The following is a 17,771-nucleotide window of genomic DNA, read 5'->3' as shown; positions in this document are numbered from 1 at the left end:
CATTCGTGGCATACGCCGTCGTTCAGGCTTTTTCCAGGGAGCACCCTGACGCCAGTAGCCTCGCACAGGCAGGAGTCCGGGCATGGATGCGATTGAGCTGGCCCGCTGGCAGTTCGGCATCACCACCGTCTACCACTTCCTCTTCGTGCCGCTGACCATCGGTCTGGTGTGGCTGGTCGCCGCGTTCCAGACCGCGTGGGTGCGCACCGGCGACGAGAAGTGGCTCAAGCTGACGAAGTTCTTCGGCAAGCTGTTCCTCATCAACTTCGCGATGGGCCTGGTCACGGGCATCGTGCAGGAGTTCCAGTTCGGCATGAACTGGAGCGAGTACTCGCGCTTCGTCGGCGACGTGTTCGGCGCGCCGCTGGCCATGGAGGCGCTCGTCGCCTTCTTCCTGGAATCCACGTTCCTCGGCCTCTGGATCTTCGGCTGGGAGAAGCTGCCGAAGAAGATCCACCTCGCCTGCATCTGGATCGTGGCGGTGGGCACCGTGCTCAGCGCGTACTTCATCCTCGCCGCGAACTCGTGGATGCAGAACCCGGTCGGCTACCGCATCGACCAGGCCACCGGCCGGGCCGAGCTGACCGACATCGTGGCCGTGCTGACCAACAAGGTCGCGCTGATCACCGTGCCGCACACCATCGCCGGCTGCTTCCTGGTCGCGGGCGGCCTGGTCGCCGCCGTCGCGGTGTGGCACCTGGTCCGGCGCGCGGGCACCGACACCGCCGCGTTCCGCAGCGCGGCGAAGATCGGCGCGTGGACCACCCTGGTCGCGATGGGCGCGATGCTGCTCACCGGCGACATCCAGGGCAAGATCATGACCGAGGTGCAGCCGATGAAGATGGCCGCCGCCGAGGCCCTCTACGAGTCCGAGCAGCCCGCCCCGTTCTCCGTGTTCACCGTCGGCACGCTGGACGGCAGCCGTCCGGTGTGGTCGGTGGAGATCCCCGGCCTGCTGTCGTTCCTCGGCACGGGCAGCTTCGACGGCCGCGTCGAGGGCATCAACGACCTCCAGCACGAGTACGAGCAGAAGTACGGCCCCGGCGAGTACAAGCCGAACATCCCGCTCACCTACTGGACGTTCCGGCTCATGATCGGCCTCGGCGCCGCCGCCGCGCTGCTCGCGCTGTGGATCCTCTGGGCCACCCGGCGTGGGCGTACCCCCACCTCGCGCTGGCTGGTGCGGTCGCTGCCGCTGCTGCCCCTGCTGCCGCTGGTCGCCAACTCCACCGGCTGGATCTTCACCGAGATGGGCCGCCAGCCGTGGGTGGTCTTCGGCGAGATGAAGACGGCCGCCGCCAACTCGCCCAACGTCAGCGTCGGCTACCTGGTCACCTCCCTGGCGGTGTTCACCCTGCTCTACGGCGTGCTCGCGGTGATCGAGGTGCGGCTGCTGCTCAAGTACGCCCGCGCCGGGCTGCCGGACGTGAGCCCGCCGGTGGAGAAGGAAGCCGAGTCCGACGAAGACCGCCCGCTGGCGTTCGCGTACTAGGAGGCGTGACATGGAGCTGTCGACCCTGTGGTTCCTGCTGATCGCAGGCCTTTTCGTCGGGTACTTCGTGCTGGAGGGGTTCGACTTCGGCGTCGGCATGCTGGTGCCGGTGCTGGGCCGGGACGACCGCGAGCGGCGGGTGGTCATCAACACCATCGGGCCGCTGTGGGACGGCAACGAGGTGTGGCTGATCACCGCGGGCGGGGCGATGTTCGCGGCGTTCCCCGAGTGGTACGCGACCCTGTTCTCCGGGTTCTACCTGCCCCTGCTGCTGATCCTGCTGGCGCTGATCCTGCGCGGCGTCGCGTTCGACTACCGGGGCAAGCGCCCGGAGGCGGCCTGGCGGCGGCGCTGGGACGCGGCGATCGTGTTCGGCTCGGCGGTGCCCGCGTTCATCTGGGGCGTGGCCTTCGCCAACATCGTGCGCGGGGTGCCGCTGGACGCCGGGCACAACTTCACCGGCGGGCTGTTCGACCTGCTGAGCCCGTACGCGCTGCTGGGCGGGCTGACCACGACGGCGCTGTTCCTCACCCACGGGGCGATCTTCCTCGCGCTGAAGACGGCCGGGGACATCCGGACCCGCGCCAACCGGCTCGCCGAGCGGTTCGGGCTGGTGGCTGCGGTGCTGGCGGTGCTGTTCCTCGGGCTGACCCTGGCGCACCGGTCCACCCCGGCCGCGCTGGTGCTGTCGGCGCTGGCGGTGCTGTGCCTGGCCGGGGCGCTGGTGGCCAACCGGCTGCCGTCGCGCACCGACGCCGAGGGGCGCCGCGAGGGCTGGGCGTTCGCGGGCACCGCGCTGGCGATCGCGCTCGCGGTGGCGTCGCTGTTCGCGGGGCTCTACCCGAACGTGCTGCCGTCCACGGTGGACGCCGCGGTCAACAGCCTGACCGTGGAGAACGCGTCGTCGACGCCGTACACCCTGAAGATCATGTCCTGGGTGGCGGTGGTCTTCGCGCCGATCGTGGTGCTGTATCAGGGCTGGACCTACTGGGTCTTCCGCAAGCGCATCGGCACCCAGCACATCCCGGAGTGAGCTTTGCTCTGCACACAAATACGCAACCGTCGCGTATTTGTGTGCAGAGCAAAGGCGCAGCGCTGCATCAGTGTCCGGCGGTCGCCTTCGCCGGATGCTGGTCGGCCTCCCGCAGCAGGGCGGCGACCGGCTCCCGCGGCGCGTTCACGGGACCGCGACCGGATGGCCTGGACGGCCACCAGAAACGCTCGCCGAGCAGCATCGCCAGCGCGGGCACCACGAGGGTGCGCACCAGCAACGTGTCCAGCAGCACACCGACGCCGACGATGATGCCCAGCTGGGTCAGCACGATCACCGGCAGCACGCCCAGCACGGTGAACACCGCCGCGAGCAGCACCCCGGCCGAGGTGATCACGCCGCCGGTGGCCGACAGCGCCCGCAGCATCCCGGCGCGGGTGTCGCCGCGCAATGCAGCCTCCTCGCGGGCCCGGCTGACCAGGAAGATGTTGTAGTCCACACCGAGCGCGACGAGGAACAGGAACGCCAGCAGCGGCACGCTCGACGCGAGCGCCGGGATGTCGAGCGCGGCGAAGACCAGGCTCGCCGCCCCCAGGCTGGCCGCGAAGCTGACCACGACCGTGACCAGCAGGAGCAGCGGCGCCACGACCGAGCGCAGCAGCACGATGAGCACCAGCAGCACGACGCCCAGGACCAGCGGCGCGACCACCGCGTTGTCGCGGGCGTTGGCCTCGCGCTGGTCGAGGTCGGCCGCGGGCTGCCCGCCGACGAGCGCCTCGGCGCCGTCCAGCGCCGCCAGCCCGTCCCGCAGGGCGGTGACGGTGCGGTCCGCGTCCGGGGTGCCGGACTCGTGGTCGAGCTGCGCGGTCAGCTGTACGAGCGCGCCGTCCGTGGAGATCTCGGGCTTGCCGACCGCCGCGACGCCCGAGGTGGTGCGTACCGTCGCGGTGACCGCGTCGGCCGCCGCGGCATTCGCGACGACTGTCAGCGGCTGGGACGACCCGGCGGGGAAGTGGGCCGCCAGGACGTCCTGCGCCTGCACGGATTCGACCTCGGTGCGGAACTGCTCGGTCTGCGACAGGCCGATCTTCGTGGTGAGCAGGCCAGCCGACAGCGCGGCGAGCACGAGCGTGGCACCGGCCAGCACCAGGCGCGGGTGGCGTCCGACGATCCCGGCGACCCGCGCCCAGATGCCGGTGGCGCTGCTGTCGGCGCTGCCGACCGTGGGCACCAGCGGCCAGAACGCTCCACGCGGCAGGAACGCCAGCGCCGCCGGGAGCACGACCAGGCCGAACACCAGCGCCACCGCGACGCCGGCCGCGGCGGCGAGCCCCAGCGTGCGGTTGCTGGTGAGCACCGCCGTGAGCAGGGTGAGCAGTGCCAGGATCACGGTGCCCGCGCTGCCGACGATGGCAGGTCCCGCGGCGCGTACGGCGGCGGCCAGCGCGGCCCGGCGGTCGGGCGTACGCCGCAGCTCCTCGCGGTAGCGGGAGATGAGCAGCAGCGCATAGTCGGTGCCGGCGCCGAACACGAGCACCGAGACGATGCCGGCGATGGACGCGTCGGTCGGCTCGCCGATCAGCTGCCCCAGCCAGGGCAGCAGCTTGGCGGTGACCTGGTCGCCGAGGCCGATCACGGCCAGCGGGACGATCCACAGGAACGGGCTGCGATACGTGACCAGCAGCAGCAGCGCGACCACGATCGCGGTGGCGGCCAGCAGCGTCACGTCGGCGCCCTCGAACGCCGCCGAGATGTCCCGGCCGAACGCGGCCCCGCCGGTGACCTGCGCGGTCAGCCCGTCCGGCAGCGCGGACCCGGTGCCGCGCAGCGCGGCGCGCAGCTCGTCGACGGTCGCGTTGCGGGTGGGGGCGTCCAGCCCGGCGTCGAACGGCACCGGCAGCAGGGCGGCGCGGCCGTCGTCGCTGAACCGGGCCGGGGGCACGTCGCCGACGTGCGTGACCGCCGCCGCCGTGCGCTGTGCGGTCTCGATCGCGGTGCGATCGGCGTCGCCGAGCGGCGCGTCGGCGCGTTCGAAGACGACCAGCGCCGACTCGGCGCGCCCGCCGGGGAAACGGTCCCGCAGTTCGGTGACGCGGGTGGACTGCCTGCCCTCGGGCAGGCCGGTGACGGGCCCGGCCGCGGGCTGGTCCGGGCTGCCGAGGAACACCAGCGCGGACAGGGCCACGGTCGACAGCAGCACAACGGCCGCGCCGATCCGGCTCGTGATCCACGAGGCGAAACGCTCACCCATGGTGGGGCGACTCCTGACGTGAGGCGGGCGGTGCCCGCAGTGGTTCGATTGTCGAAAGGTTCGACGATCGAAATGATATATGATCAGCGCCATGGAGACGCGAGGGGGCCCTCCGCGCCGGACGGAGGCGCTGGACCAGGTCAGGCGGGCGCTGCAGACCAACACGGTGGAGAACGACGTGTTCGTCGACGCCTTCGCCCGCTCCCACGGCCTGGGGCGCAGCGACCTCAACGCGATCATGTGGATCGCCGTCACCGCCGAGGCCGACCGCCCGCTGACCGCCGGGGAGCTGGCGGGCAAGCTCGGCCTGGGCGCCCCGGCCACCACCTCGCTCATTGACCGGCTGGAGGCGGCCGGGCACGTCGAGCGCACCCGGGACCCGCGCGACCGCCGCCGCGTCACCCTCGCCATGCGGCCGACCGCGCTGGAGATGGCCCGCGGGTTCTTTCAGCCGCTCGGGCGGCGGATGGCCGAGGCGGTCGCGGATCTGTCCACCGAGGACCTGCTGATCGCGGCCGAGGTGATCCGCCGGATGACCGGCGCGGTCGTCGCCGAGCGCGAGGCCGCGCGCCGGGACGCCGTCGAGCGGCCCTGACCGTTCCGCGGCTGGTTCCTGTAGCGAAACGCTGTTTCCAGAATCTACGATGGCGCCCTACCCCCGGAGGTGCGCCATGGCGGTCGATACCGTCAGCGAGGAGACCCGCGAGATCACCGCGTACGAGGGACGGCCGCCGGTGCGGGTGCGCCGCGGCCGGGCCGCGCCGTTCGGGTGGTGGCCCGCGCTGGCCATCGCGCTGGTCGCACTCGTCGACCGGATCGAGTACAACCTGCTCGCCGGGGCGCTGCCCGCCATCCAGCGCGAGTTCGGCTTCGACGACGGCGCGGCCGGTGCCATCGCCACCGCGGGCGCCATCGCCGCGGTGCTCCTGCTGCTGCCCGCCGGGCGGCTGGCCGACACCGGGCGGCGCACCTGGACCGTCTCCGCCGTCGTCGCGGTCTGGGCGCTGCTCACCGTCGGCACCGGCCTGGCCGGGTCGTACGCGGTGCTGTTCGGGGTGCGGGTGCTGCTCGGCGCGGCCGGGCAGCTCTACAACCCGCCCGCGTCCAGCCTGCTCGGCGACCTCTACCCGGGCCCGAGCCGCGCCCGCGCGTACGGGCTGGAGCGCGCCGCGTACTTCGCCGGGCTGCCCATCGGCGTCATCGCGGGCGGCGCGCTGGCCGAGGCTGTGGGCTGGCGCACCGGGTTCTTCCTCATCGCCGTGCCCGGCGTGATCATCGCGGCGCTGATGCTGACCGTGCGCGAGCCGGTGCGCGGCATCGGCGACCGGCTCAGCACCTGGTACGCGGGCACGGAGGCGGCCGCCTCGGCTTCCGCTGCGGTGCCCGAGACCGCGCCCGCGCAGGCGTCGATCACCGCGCAGGTGCGGGAGCTGTGGCGGATCAGCACGCTGCGTTCGGTCGTCATCGGACTCAGCATCCTGTTCTTCGGGCTGGGCGGCCTGTTCTTCTGGATGCCGTCGTTCTACCAGCGGGAGTACGGCCTGGACGAGGCCGCCGCGGCGGCCGTCGGCGGGGGAGCGGGCCTGGTCGGAATCCTCGCCGGCATCGGCGTGGGCAGCTGGTTCGGCGACCGCCGGCACGGCAGGCGGGCCGGGTGGCGGGTGGCGTTCGGCGGCTGGTCGCTGCTGGCGGGCACGGCGGCGCTGGCCGGAGCCGTGTCGATCGGGCCGTTCGTGCCGCAGGTGGTGTGCTTCGGGCTGGCCAACGTCGGCTTCGCGGGCGCGATCGCCAACCTGACCGCGGCCAACGCCGACGTGGTGCCCGCCGCCCGGCGCGGCCTCGGGTTCGCGGTGCTGCAGGGCCTGATCACCCTCGGCGGGGCGCTGGGTCCGTGGCTGATCGGCGAGGCGTCGGACGCCACGGGTTCGCTGCGCTGGGCGTACGCCGTCGTCATCGCGCCCCTGGTGATCGGCAGCCTGGTGGTGCTGGCCGCCTGGCGCACCTACGACGCCGACGCCGCGGCGGCCCTGAGTGAAGGCTCCGGGGCCGCGGCCTGAGCCTCGTCAAGCTCGCGTCATGCCGTCCTGGCGCATGGCGCGAGCTTGATCGTGCCCCAGCCGTGCCGGGTCCGGGCTTCGGCTTACACTGATCGGGTGCCGATCCGTGCCGTACGCGGTGCCACCCAGCTTGAGGTCGACGAGCGCGAGCACCTGCTGGAGCGGGTCGCCGAGCTGGTCAAGGCGGTCCTGCACGCCAACGACCTCGCCGATGAGGACTTCATCAGCGCGATCTTCACGGCGACGCCGGACATCCACTCGGAGTTCCCGGCGTACGCCGCGCGCCTCATGGGGATGGCCGACGTGCCGCTGATCTGCGCCCAGGAGCTGGACATCAAGGGCGCGATGCCGCGCGTGATCCGCCTGATGGCCCACGTGGAGACCGACCTGCCCCGCGACGGCATCACCCACGTCTACCTCCACGGCGCCGCCGCGCTGCGCCGCGACCTCACCCACGTCTACGCCAAGGCCGACGACCCGAGCTGACCCCGGCGCGGCGTGACGTCCGCGGCCAGGCCGCCTAGATCATCCGACTTGCCTGGCAGGTGGGCGTATCTTGAGCGCGCTTTCGCCCAGGTGCCTGGCAAGTCGGACGATCACGGGGGCCGCGTGGGCTACGCGGTCTCCGGGGCCGGTTGGGGCGCGGGGGTGGTGGCCGGGGTGCGGGTGGCGACGGCCGTGAGGGTGGCGGCGATGCCGCACTGGAGGACGAGTTCGCCCAGGTTGCCGATCCAGAAGTGGGCGAAGCCCGCGGCGGCCGCCACGAACATCGTCACCGAGCCGAGGCAGAGCCAGGCGATGCCAGCCCGGCGCCAGAGCGCGGCGCCGATGCCGATCAGGACCAGAATCGTGACGATCGCGGGCACCGGTGGGCCCTCGGTGGCGGTGTTGACGTAGCGCAGGGTGTCCGCGTACGTCTCCGGCTCCAGGCGCAGCCGCAGGATGTCGGCGGAGACGCCGAGCGCGACCAGCACCGCGGTGAGGGCGGCGAGTCCGATCCGGACCAGGCGGCGGGTCAGTGAGGTGACGCCCGCCCGGCCCGCCACGTCCATCACGGCCAGGATCATCAGCGGCGTGAGCAGCGCGTGGATCCAGTAGCGGGGCTCGTTGACGGCGTGCAGCGCGGGTCCGAAGCCGAAGGCCGGCCCGATCGCGATGGCGGCGCAGTCGTAGGCGAGCCCGGCGCAGATCACTGCGACGAGCGGGGCGCCGAGCGGCGCGGCGCGGCGCAGGCGCACGGCCGTCGCGGCGAGCGCCAGCATGCACAGCGCGATCAGGGCCAGCAAAGTCGAGATCATGATGACCGTCCGGTGTTTCGAGGATCGGAACGCCGTTTCGTTTGATGGAAAGCTATGCCGCCGGTGCCTGGTGGCGCAAGGGGTGTTCGCATCGTCCGGCAACGTTCGCCGGACGGACGGTTGACAAGCGCCGATCCCGCTGACTTCATGTACGTATCGCAGAAGTGAACATCGTTTCGTCTAGCGAAACGGATGGGAGAAGGGAGGTTCCATGCGGAGAAAGTGGGCGGTCGTCACCAGCAGCATCGCTGTAGTCGCGACCCTGGGTCTGGTGCAAGCACCGGCGCAGGCGTACGGGCCGACAGCGAATTCGCTGGGCTGCCGGCTCTACTTCACCGACAGCGGTACGGGCTCCTCGCCGACCACCTGGAACGACACGTTCGGGCTGACCCTGTCGCCGGTGACCCCGGCCCCGGGGCAGACCGTCACGGTCACGCTCACCGCCGCCACCGGACCGGACAACGGGCCCGCCCCGCTGTCCGCCGGCGACGTTCCGGTGATCGCCACGGTGGCCCTCGGCGGGTCCCAGTCGGGCACGGTCACGCTGAACCTGGCGCCGTACCCGGCCACGGCGAAGAACCCGTACGTCAAGCTCGGCGCCATCACGGCGACGGGCACCTTCACGGCCGGGGCGGCAGGGGCGGCCACGGCCACGGTGACGCAGGTGAAGTTCGCCAACGCCACCGCGGCCACGTACTGCTCCGACGCCGGGGACCGCGACCACAAGGCGGCCCCGCAGGCGAGCACCATCGTGGAGTCCTTCACCGTGTTCGACGGGTCGGCCACCGTGACCGCGGTGTCCGGCCAGACCGTCACCACGCACGCGCGAGCGGGGAACGTCGTCTCGTTCAGCGTGTCCGGGCTGGCGCCCGACGCCACGCTCACCGCGTCCCTCAAGGACGCCGCGGGCGCGGGCACGGGCCAGGGCAGCGGCACGGGCTCCACCACCGGCACCGGGTCCGGCACGGGCACCATCACCGTGCCGGCCGACGCCACCACCGGGGTCCGCAGCCTCGCGGTCTCCGACGGCGTCAACACCGTCCTCGCGCCGATCACCGTCCTGGGCGCACCGACCATCGCCATCAACCCCGGTGGCGGCGGCGCGGGCACCTCGGTCGCGGTGACCGGCACCAACTGGAACCCGGGCAGCACCGTGGCCATCCGTGGCTACCAGGCGCTGGCCGGACCGCCGCCGCCGAACCCGACCGGGGACGCCCCGGCCGGCGTCACGGCCTCGGCCGCGGGCGGGATCAGCACCACCTACACCGTCAACGACCCCGCGACCGCCTACGTCGGCGCGTCGTCGGGGATCGGGCCCGGCACCCTGTTCGCCGTCGCGGCGTGGACGGCCTCGGCCGACGCCTGCGTCGCCAAGGCGGGCGCGGCCACCACCGGGTCCTGCGCGCTGACGTACAACCTGTCGCAGACGATCACCGCCGGGAACCTGGCGATGTCGCGCGCGGGAGGCAGCAACATCACGCTGTCGGGGGTCACCCTCGACGGCACCGTCCACACCAGCACCGGCTCGCTGCCGGTCATCACGGTGACGGACTTCCGCGGCAGCACCTTCGGCTGGAGCCTGGTCGGGTCGCTCACCGACTTCACCGGGACCCCCGGCGGCACCATCCCGAAGGCGAACCTGTCCTGGACCCCCACCTGCACCGCGACGGCCGGCGCCACCAACGCCGTCACCGCGGCCGCGGGCACGGCGGGACAGGTGGACGGCGCCACGCTGTGCTCGGCCCCGGCCGGCGCGGCGGGCACCGGCGGCAGCTTCGACGCCTCCGCGGCGCTCGCCCTGACCGTGCCGGCGAACCAGCTGGCCGGTTCCTACTCCGCGACGCTCACGATCACGCTGAGCTGACCGGAACCGGTGGGGGCGGGCGCTATCCGTCCCCACCGGCCCATCCCATCCCACCACCCGGGAGAGGCCGATGGCCATCTGGTCGCGCACCGCCGCGGTCGCCCTCGCCGCCGCGCTGCTCGCGGGGCTCCTGCCCGCGCCGGCCCAGGCGGCGGGCAACGGCCGCTGGGCGGTCACCCCCACCCCGCCCGCCACCCCCGGCCCCACCCCGCGCCAGTACTTCTTCCTCGAATCCCCGCCCGGCCAGACCGTCATCGACTCGGTCCGCGTCGCCAACCTCACCGACAGACCGATGACCCTGCGCCTGTACGGGGCGGACGCCTTCAACACCAGCAGCGACGGCGGCTTCGGCCTGCGCCCGGAGAAGGAGCGCCAGCAGGGCATCGGCTCCTGGACGCGGCTGGGCCTGGCCGATGTGGTGGTGCCCGCCAAGCGGCAGGCCGACATCCCGTTCACCATCACCGTGCCCGCCAACGCCACCCCCGGCGACCACGTCGGCGGCGTGGTGGCCGCCGAGGCCGTGCCCAGCGGGCAGCTCGACTCCGGCGGCCTGACCGTCGGGGTCACCCACGCCGTCGCGGCCCGCGTCTACCTGCGTGTCAGCGGCCCGACCGTGCCCGGCCTCGCCGTCACCGAGCTGACCGCCGACCGCACCCAGGTCGGCTACGACCTGGCCAACACCGGCAACACCCACCTGCTGCCCGACGTCGCCGTGACCGCCTCCGGCCTGTTCGGACACCGGGTCACCGCCGCCGGTCCCGGCTCGCGCCTCGACCTGGTCCCCGGCGCCCGCACCCGCCTGCGCGCCGCGCTGGCCGGCGTCTGGCCCGTCGACATCGTCTCCACCACCGTCACCGTCACCGCCGAGGGCGGCGTCCGTGCCACGTCGAGCACCACCACCCTCGTCGGCGTATGGCCCACCCTGGCCGCGCTCGCCCTGCTCCTGGCCGTCGCCGCCGTCCTGCTGCGCCGCCGCCGGCGCGCCCGTACGCCCCGCCCGCGAGGCCTGGCATGATCCGCCGCGCAGCCGCCGCGCTACTGGCCGGGCTCCTTCTGCCGGGTGCACCCGGCCCGGCCGCCGCCGAAGGCGTGAGTGCTGAAACCTCCCGGGTGGCCACTTCCGTGGCAGGCCACAACTCCTGGGTTGTACCTACAACACAGGAGTTGTGGAGCACCGGCGAGCACACCGTCCCGGCCGTCATCGGCGCCCGTGCGGCCGGGCTCGGCGCCACCAGCGCCCTGGCGGGCCGCAACATCTGGGTTGCCTTCGCACCTTCTGGGTTGCGGACTCCGCAGCGGAGCACCACCCAGAACGCCACCTCGCTCCCTGCGGCGGCGCGCAGGGACGGGTGGAGCGTCACACTGTCGGCGGCGCGGGCCCGGCCCGGCGACAGGGTACGGGTGATCGGCGCGAACTGGCCCGCCGGGCAGCTCGTGCAGCTCGTCACCTGCGGGGAACTGGCCCTGCCCGGATCGTCCTCCTGCGACATGCGCGCGGCGCTGGCCACGGCAGTGGGAAACGACGGCGGGTTCGCCGTCACGCTGACCGTCGGCGAGCCGCCCCGGCCCTGCCCGTGCGTGGTGCACGTGTCCGCGGTCGGCACCGGGGACGGCGGCCACGTCGACGCGCCGATCGAGATCTCCGGCCACCAGATCGGGCCGGTGCCGACACCCGCGCGCACCCCGGCGAGGCTCGACGTGGTGGAGGCGCGGCTCACCGGCGGTAGGTCCTTCGCGGCCTGGCTGGGTGCGCCGCACCGGAGGACGCTGGTCTACACGGTGCGCAACGCGGGGACGCAGACGCTGTCGGGGGTGCCGCTGACCGTGCGCGTGGGCGACGGTGCCGACGCGGTGCCCGGCCCGGCGACGGGGGAGCTGCGGCCCGGCGAGACCCGGACCTATCAGGTCTCCGTGCCGATCCCGTTCGCGGCGATCGGGGACTACCCGGTGACCGTGGAGATGGGCGGGCTCGGGCAGGCGCGTGCGGTGCACGAGGCCTGGCCGTGGGGCCTGCTGGTGCTCAACCTGCTCGGCCTGGTCATGATCGCGTTCGGGGTGCGCAGGCTGCTGCGCCGCCGCCGCGCGCGGGGCCACGGGCCGCAGCTGGCCGTCGACGGGCCGGTGCTGCTGCCCGCCGTCGTGCGGCTGCCCGACCTCGGCGCGTACCTCGTGTTCGACGACGCGCCCGGCGCGGGCCGCATCCGGCGGCTGTCCGGCGGGCGGCTGAGCCCGGACGACCTGCGCCGCCTGCTGGAACGCGACGCGCAGCAGCCGACCGCCGTCGTCGACCTGGACGCGCTCGACACCTTCCTCACCTCCCGCGAAAGCAGGTGACCCCTTGGACAGATCGACGGCCCTGCGCGCGGCCGCCGCGGCGGTGGTGGCGGCGGTGGCGTTCACCGGCTGCTCGGCCGTCATGCCGGGCGCGCTCGACGGCGGCCCGCCCGGCACGGCGCTGACCGGCACCGGCCCCGGCGTCACCGACAGCACCGTGAAGGTGGTGTTCGTCGGTGTCGACCTCGGCACCACCGGCAGCAGCCTCGGCTTCCGCACCGCGTCCGCCGGTGACCTCCCGGCCCAGGTCAAGGCCCTGGAGACGTACGTCAACGCGAACGGCGGCATCGCCGGGCGCCGGATGGAGGCCGTGTTCCGCAGGTACGAGGCGAGCAACGACTCCCCGGCCGCCGAGGAGAAGCTCTGCAACCAGATCACCCAGGACGACCAGGCGTTCGCGGTGGTGCTCACCGGGCAGTTCCAGGCCAACGCCCGGCCCTGCTACGCCCAGCGCCGCACGCTGATGCTCGACGCCACCGTGGTCGCCACGGACGACGCGACCTACGCCGCGCTCTCGCCCTACCTGTGGTCGGCCAGTTACCCCAGCTACGACGAGTTCGTCACCGCGCTGCTGCGTACCCTGTCCGAACAGGACTTCTTCGCCGGGGCCACCGGCGCGGGCGTGGTCGCGGCGGACACCCCGAGCAACCGCGCGGTGTACCAGCGCCTGGCCGAACCCGAGCTGACCCGCCTCGGCGTCGCCCCCACCGTCTCCTGGATCGACACCACCGACCTGGGCACCCTGAACGCGGGGCTCAACCAGGCCGTCGTCGACTTCCGCAGCAAGGGCGTCAGCCGGGTGCTGTTCCTCGGCGGCGCACGGCTCGCGTCGTTCTTCCTGACCACGGCCGCCGCGCAGAGCTACACCGCCCGCTACGCCGTGTCCAGCTTCGACAACCCGGCGTTCCTGGTGAACAACCCGGAGACCATCCCGGTCGCCGCGCTCGAAGGGATGATCGGCATCGGGTTCAACCCGAGCCAGGACGTGCCCGACAGCGGGTTCCCGTTCCCCGGCGGCGACGCCGAACGCGCCTGCCTGGACATCTTCGCCGCGGGCGGGCAGACGTTCCCGACCAGGGAGAACGCGCGTGTCGCGTTCACCTACTGCGACGCCGCGCTGCTGCTGCACGCCGCCGCCAAGGACCTCGGGCCGAACCTCAACGCCGCCGCGTTCGCGCAGGCCGCCACCGCGCTCGGCGACCGGTTCACCCCGGCGGCGGGCACCAGCGGCCTGCTCGGCGGCGAGCGGCGCACCGCGGGCAACGGCTACCGGGTGCTCGCGTACGACACCGGGTGCCGGTGCTTCGGCTACCGCGGCGAGGAGGTGCGCTTTGCCGGCTGACGCGCTGCGCGCCACCGCGATCGAGGCCGCGTACGGCCCGGTCCGGGCGCTGTTCGGGGTCGACCTGCGGGTAGGGCCCGGCGAGCTGGTCGGCCTGTGCGGGCCGAACGGCGTCGGCAAGTCCACGCTGCTGCGGGTGCTGTCCGGCCTGCACCGGCCCACCGCCGGCCGCATCGAGCTGTACGGGGACGACGTCACCGCCGTCTCCGCCGTGCGCCGGGTGCGGCTCGGCCTGTCCACGGTCGTCGGCCAGGCCACGTTCGGCTCCCTGTCGGTGCTGGACAACCTGCGGCTGCACGGGTACGCGCTCCCGGCGGCCCAGGTCCGCGAGGCCGTGGACGCCGCGCTGGCGGTGTTCCCGCGCCTGGCGCAGCGGGCCGCGCAGCCCGCCTCGACCCTGTCCGGCGGCGAGCGGCAGATGCTGGCGCTGGCCAGGGCACTGGTGCAGCGGCCGAGGGTGCTGCTCGTCGACGAGCTGTCCCTCGGGCTCGCCCCGATCGTGGTCGGCGGGCTGCTGGAGATGCTGCGGCGGCTGAACAACTCCGGGATGGCGATCCTGGTCGTCGAGCAGTCGGTCAACGTCGCACTGTCCCTGGTGGACCGCGTGTACTTCATGGAGCGCGGCGCGATCGCCGCCGAGCACCGCCCGCAGGAGCTGGCCGCGCGCCCCGAGCTGGTCCGTTCCCTGGTGCTGGGTGGTCACGCATGATCGACCCGATCGTCCTCGGCCTGTTCACCGGGCTCACCTACGGCCTGCTCGCCGTCGGCCTGGTGCTCGTGTACCGGTCCAGCCGGTTCCTCAACTTCGCCCACGGCTCCGTCGGCGTGTTCGGCGCCGCCGTGCTCGGCCGCCTGGTCGACGGGGCCGGGGTGCCGTACTGGCTCGCGTTCGTGCCCGCCCTGCTGGTCGCCGGGGGCGTGTCCGCCGCGATCGAGGCCGGGGTCGTCCGCCGCCTGCGGGGCCGCCCCGCAGTCACCGGCATGATCGTCACGCTGGGCCTGTCGCAGTTCGTGCTGGTGCTCGCGCTGCTGGTGAACAGCCAGGGGCTGAGCGGCCTGACCTTCCCGAAGCCGCCCGGCATGCCGTCGTTCACGCTGGGCCGCACCCCGGTAGGGCCCGCGTTCACCGCGATGGCGCTGCTGTCGCCGCTGCTGCTGGGCGCGCTGGCGCTGTTCCTGCGGCGCAGCCGGTTCGGGCTGGCCGTGCGCGCCGCCGCCGACGACGCCGACACCGCCCGGCTCGACGGCATCCCCGCCGCCCGGATGACCACCCTGGCCTGGGCCATCGCCGGTGCCGTCGCCGCGTTCTCGGCGATCCTGGTCACCCCCACCCAGGGCGCCCAGTCCATCGACACGCTCGGCCCCGAGCTGCTGCTGCGCGGCCTGGCCGGGGCGGTCGCCGCCCGGATGGCGTCGCTGCCGATCGCGTTCGCCGCCTGCCTGGGCGTCGGGGTCGGCGAGCAGCTGCTGCTGTCGATGGGCGCGGGCAGGGGCGGGGTGTCGCTCGCGCTGGCCCTGTTCATCCTGGTCGCGCTGCTGTCCCAGCCCCGGCTCGGGCGGCGCGACGGCGAGCAGGTGCGCTGGCCGCGCGCCGTGCCCGTGCCGGGCACCCCGGCCACCCGGATCGCGGCGGCCGCCGGGCTGCTCGCGGCGGCGGGTGCGGCGTACCTGATCAGCAATGAGACCGCGTCGGCGCTGACCGCGGTGGCCGGCTTCGCCGTGGTCGGGCTGTCCGTGCTGCTGGTGACCGGGCTGGCCGGGGAGCTGTCGCTGGGCCAGTTCGCGTTCGCGGGCGTCGGCGCGGCCGTGTCCGTGCACGTGTCGGCGTCCACGGGGAACTTCTTCGCCGGTGCGGTCGCCGGGTGTGCCGCCGCGGCCGGGGCCGCCGCACTGGTCGGCCTGCCCGCGCTGCGCCTGCGCGGCGTCGCGCTCGCCGCCACCACCCTCGCGTTCGCGCTGGCCGCCGAGGCGTGGCTGCTGCGGCTGCCCGTGCTCCTCGGCGACGGCGTCAGCGCCCCCAAACCCGCCTGGACCGGGTACGTGCTGGTGCTCGCCAAGGACTACTACCTGTTCGCGCTGCTGATGTTGGTGCTCGCGCTGTGGCTGGCGCACCGGCTGCGGGCGGGCGGGTTCGGCCGCACCGTGCTCGCGCTGCGCGACAACGAGGACGCGGCACGGGCGCTCGGCGTGCCCGCGCCGCTGCGCAAGCTGCAGGTGTACGCGGCCGCCGGGGCGCTGGCCGGGCTCGGCGGCGTCGTCATCGCGCACGGCCAGACGCAGGTCACCGTCAACAGCTTCCCGGCCGTGGCGGGCATCGACGCGGTCGCGCTGACCGTAGTCGGCGGGCTCGGCCTGCTCGGCGGCCCGATCCTCGGCGCGCTGCTGCTGGTCGGCATACCCGGACTCGTCGAGCTGGGCATCATCGGCCAGGCCGCGCTCACCCTGGGCTGGCTGCTCGTCGTCGTCCTGCTCCCCGGCGGCCTCGGCGAACCCGTCGCCCGCCTCCTCCGCAGGCTGCCCGGCAGGCGCGGCGACCGCACGGAGACCGCCGGTACGGCGCCGGTGGCACCACCCCCACCGCTACCGCGCAGGCACCCGGCAGCAGAACCGGCGGCGACCTCGGCATCTGATCAAACGCTGGAAGCAGGGCGCGGCGTGCGGCTGCCCGCACGGACCAGGCCGCTCGCGGTGGGGGACGGGCCGCTGCTGCGGGCGGGCGGGGTCGCTCGGGCGTTCGGCGGGGTGCAGGCCGTCGGCGGGGTGGACCTGAGCGTGGCCGCCGGGGAGGTGGTCGGCATCATCGGGCCGAACGGCGCGGGCAAGACCACGCTGTTCGAGATCCTCGCCGGGTTCACCAAGCCGGACGCCGGCCGGGTCGAGTTCGCCGGGCGGGACGTGACCGCGTACAGCCCGCAGCGCCGGGCGCGGCTCGGGCTGGTCCGCTCGTTCCAGGACTCGCGGCTGTTCCCGACGCTGACCGTACGCGAATCCCTCATGGTCGCCGCCGCGCGCACCGCACCCGAAGGGCTGCTCACGGCCGCGCTGGGCGGGCGCGGGCCGCAGCGGCGGCAGGCCACCCGCGCCGCCGAGCTGCTCGACCTGTTCGACCTCGGCGAGGTCGCCGACCGGCCGGTCGCGGCGCTGTCCACCGGCACCCGCCGCACCACCGAGCTGGCCTGCCTGCTCGCCCTCGAACCGGCCCTGCTGCTGCTCGACGAGCCGTCGTCGGGCGTGTCCCAGGCCGACGGGGTGGCGCTGGCGAGCCTGCTGCTGCGGGTCAACCAGGAGCTGGGCGTCGCGCTGCTGGTGATCGAGCACGACCTGCCGCTGCTGTCCCGGCTGGCGCGGCGGATGGTCGCCATGGACGCCGGCCGGATCATCGCCGACGGCACCCCCGGCCAGGTGCGCGAGCACCCCGCCGTGGTCGCCGCGTACCTGGGGACCGATGCCGCGGCGGTGCACCGCTCCGGCGTACCCGTCTGAGGAGGAGAATCCCATGTGGAGAGCACGTATGGTCGCGATCCTCGCCGTCGTGGCGGTGGCCGTGCCGATAGCGGCCCAGCCCGCGGCGGCGAAGCCGACGCTGCGGCTGAGCAAGTCCAGCGGCCTGTCCGACGGCTCGCAGATCACCGTCAACGGTTCGGGCTTCACCGCGAGCCTGAAGCAGATCGCCATCGGGCAGTGCATCGCCGAGGTGAAGGGGCCGACCGACTGCAACCTGGCCGGCGGCGCGCAGTTCGTCAACGCCGACGCCAGCGGGAAGATCCCGGCGGTGACGCTGCGGGTCGCGAAGAAGTTCGGCTCGTTCGACTGCACCAAGCGCCAGTGCGTGATCGCGGCGCAGATCCTGCCGTCGTCGGCCTCCGACGACATCGTCAAGGCGAACGCGACCAGCGTGAAGATCTCCTTCGGCACGTCGTCGGGCAGCTCGGCCGCGCCGACCGCGTCCTCTGGCGGCGGCGGAGGCAACCTCGCCAAGACCGGACCGGGAGACGAGCACTGGTACATCGTCCTGGCCGGTACGGCCCTGCTGCTGCCGGGCATCGGCTTCCTGCTGCTCCTGCCGCGCCGCCGGCGCGCCTCCGCGCCTGCCTGACGTTCCGCCCCAAACGAATGATCGCGAGTTCGTGTCGAAACCTCAA

Annotated in this window: 14 protein-coding genes; 12 read left to right on the top strand and 2 right to left on the bottom strand. The window is 73.7% G+C overall.

From position 1 onward, the window contains the following. Positions 1-82: 82 nt before the first annotated feature. Both Cba03nite_RS21530 and cydB read left to right on the top strand, forming a co-directional pair. Positions 83-1,492, top strand: coding sequence for a cytochrome ubiquinol oxidase subunit I (locus Cba03nite_RS21530; protein WP_203749088.1), 1,410 nt, complete (start codon positions 83-85; stop codon positions 1,490-1,492). Positions 1,493-1,502: 10 nt separating this feature from the next. Then, positions 1,503-2,525, top strand: coding sequence for a cytochrome d ubiquinol oxidase subunit II (gene cydB / locus Cba03nite_RS21525; protein ID WP_203749086.1), 1,023 nt, complete (start codon positions 1,503-1,505; stop codon positions 2,523-2,525). A gap of 67 nt (positions 2,526-2,592) precedes the next feature. Here the strand turns inward: cydB and Cba03nite_RS21520 are convergent, their stop codons facing one another. Continuing rightward, the gene (locus Cba03nite_RS21520) at positions 2,593-4,734 is read right to left on the bottom strand and encodes an MMPL family transporter (RefSeq protein ID WP_203749083.1); all 2,142 of its coding nucleotides are present in this window, start codon (positions 4,732-4,734) and stop codon (positions 2,593-2,595) included. 91 nt (positions 4,735-4,825) lie between these two features. Here Cba03nite_RS21520 and Cba03nite_RS21515 point away from each other — a divergent pair, with 91 nt between their 5' ends. The 3 genes from Cba03nite_RS21515 (at position 4,826) to aroH (ending at position 7,277) form a co-directional block, all read left to right on the top strand. Further along, complete coding sequence (locus tag Cba03nite_RS21515) at positions 4,826-5,329, top strand: MarR family winged helix-turn-helix transcriptional regulator (protein ID WP_239125932.1); 504 nt, start codon at positions 4,826-4,828, stop codon at positions 5,327-5,329. A 76-nt stretch (positions 5,330-5,405) separates the two neighbouring features. Next, a complete protein-coding gene (locus Cba03nite_RS21510) occupies positions 5,406-6,791 on the top strand; it encodes an MFS transporter (protein ID WP_203749079.1) in 1,386 nt (461 codons plus the stop codon). A 96-nt stretch (positions 6,792-6,887) separates the two neighbouring features. Continuing rightward, positions 6,888-7,277, top strand: coding sequence for a chorismate mutase (gene aroH, locus Cba03nite_RS21505; protein ID WP_203749076.1), 390 nt, complete (start codon positions 6,888-6,890; stop codon positions 7,275-7,277). A 128-nt stretch (positions 7,278-7,405) separates the two neighbouring features. On the opposite strand, the gene Cba03nite_RS21500 is transcribed toward aroH, so the two are convergent. Further along, positions 7,406-8,089, bottom strand: a complete 684-nt coding sequence (locus Cba03nite_RS21500) for a hypothetical protein (protein ID WP_203749073.1) — start codon at positions 8,087-8,089, stop codon at positions 7,406-7,408. 211 nt (positions 8,090-8,300) lie between these two features. On the opposite strand from Cba03nite_RS21500, the gene Cba03nite_RS21495 reads away from it, so the two are divergent. From Cba03nite_RS21495 to Cba03nite_RS21465, 7 genes are all read left to right on the top strand, one after another. Continuing rightward, on the top strand, positions 8,301-9,953 hold the full coding sequence (locus tag Cba03nite_RS21495; protein ID WP_203749070.1) for a WxL domain-containing protein: 1,653 nt from the start codon (positions 8,301-8,303) through the stop codon (positions 9,951-9,953). Between the two features lie 70 nt (positions 9,954-10,023). Then, positions 10,024-10,968: a WxL protein peptidoglycan domain-containing protein gene (locus Cba03nite_RS21490; RefSeq protein WP_203749067.1), complete on the top strand. Its 945-nt coding sequence runs from the start codon at positions 10,024-10,026 to the stop codon at positions 10,966-10,968. A 149-nt stretch (positions 10,969-11,117) separates the two neighbouring features. Next, positions 11,118-12,287 carry a hypothetical protein gene (locus Cba03nite_RS21485; RefSeq protein ID WP_203749064.1) on the top strand — a complete coding sequence of 390 codons (1,170 nt, stop codon included), beginning with the start codon at positions 11,118-11,120 and terminating at the stop codon, positions 12,285-12,287. 4 nt (positions 12,288-12,291) lie between these two features. Next, complete coding sequence (locus Cba03nite_RS21480) at positions 12,292-13,629, top strand: ABC transporter substrate-binding protein (protein WP_203749062.1); 1,338 nt, start codon at positions 12,292-12,294, stop codon at positions 13,627-13,629. Next, on the top strand, positions 13,619-14,338 hold the full coding sequence (locus tag Cba03nite_RS21475; protein WP_203749060.1) for an ABC transporter ATP-binding protein: 720 nt from the start codon (positions 13,619-13,621) through the stop codon (positions 14,336-14,338). The genes Cba03nite_RS21480 and Cba03nite_RS21475 overlap by 11 nt, the downstream gene beginning before the upstream one ends. Further along, positions 14,335-17,112, top strand: coding sequence for an ABC transporter permease subunit (locus tag Cba03nite_RS21470; protein ID WP_203749058.1), 2,778 nt, complete (start codon positions 14,335-14,337; stop codon positions 17,110-17,112). The genes Cba03nite_RS21475 and Cba03nite_RS21470 overlap by 4 nt, the downstream gene beginning before the upstream one ends. A 13-nt stretch (positions 17,113-17,125) precedes the next feature. Further along, the gene (locus Cba03nite_RS21465) at positions 17,126-17,725 is read left to right on the top strand and encodes a neocarzinostatin apoprotein domain-containing protein (protein ID WP_203749056.1); all 600 of its coding nucleotides are present in this window, start codon (positions 17,126-17,128) and stop codon (positions 17,723-17,725) included. The last annotated feature ends 46 nt before the right edge of the window (positions 17,726-17,771 follow it).

Origin of the sequence: Catellatospora bangladeshensis (assembly GCF_016862575.1) — a bacterium.
Taxonomy (GTDB): domain Bacteria; phylum Actinomycetota; class Actinomycetes; order Mycobacteriales; family Micromonosporaceae; genus Catellatospora; species Catellatospora bangladeshensis.
The sequence above is the reverse complement of the archived record's forward strand: the minus strand, read 5'-3'. Positions and strand labels throughout refer to the sequence as shown.

Bases quoted from the DNA above. Each gene is read 5' to 3' on its own strand.
- Cba03nite_RS21465 (WP_203749056.1), top strand. From the start codon at position 17,126: ATGTGGAGAGCACGTATGGTCGCGATCCTCGCCGTCGTGGCGGTGGCC.
- Cba03nite_RS21490 (WP_203749067.1), top strand. From the start codon at position 10,024: ATGGCCATCTGGTCGCGCACCGCCGCGGTCGCCCTCGCCGCCGCGCTG.
- Cba03nite_RS21515 (WP_239125932.1), top strand. From the start codon at position 4,826: ATGGAGACGCGAGGGGGCCCTCCGCGCCGGACGGAGGCGCTGGACCAG.
- Cba03nite_RS21530 (WP_203749088.1), top strand. From the start codon at position 83: ATGGATGCGATTGAGCTGGCCCGCTGGCAGTTCGGCATCACCACCGTC.
- Cba03nite_RS21520 (WP_203749083.1), bottom strand. From the start codon at position 4,734: ATGGGTGAGCGTTTCGCCTCGTGGATCACGAGCCGGATCGGCGCGGCC.
- Cba03nite_RS21495 (WP_203749070.1), top strand. From the start codon at position 8,301: ATGCGGAGAAAGTGGGCGGTCGTCACCAGCAGCATCGCTGTAGTCGCG.
- Cba03nite_RS21470 (WP_203749058.1), top strand. From the start codon at position 14,335: ATGATCGACCCGATCGTCCTCGGCCTGTTCACCGGGCTCACCTACGGC.
- Cba03nite_RS21500 (WP_203749073.1), bottom strand. From the start codon at position 8,089: ATGATCTCGACTTTGCTGGCCCTGATCGCGCTGTGCATGCTGGCGCTC.
- Cba03nite_RS21510 (WP_203749079.1), top strand. From the start codon at position 5,406: ATGGCGGTCGATACCGTCAGCGAGGAGACCCGCGAGATCACCGCGTAC.
- cydB (WP_203749086.1), top strand. From the start codon at position 1,503: ATGGAGCTGTCGACCCTGTGGTTCCTGCTGATCGCAGGCCTTTTCGTC.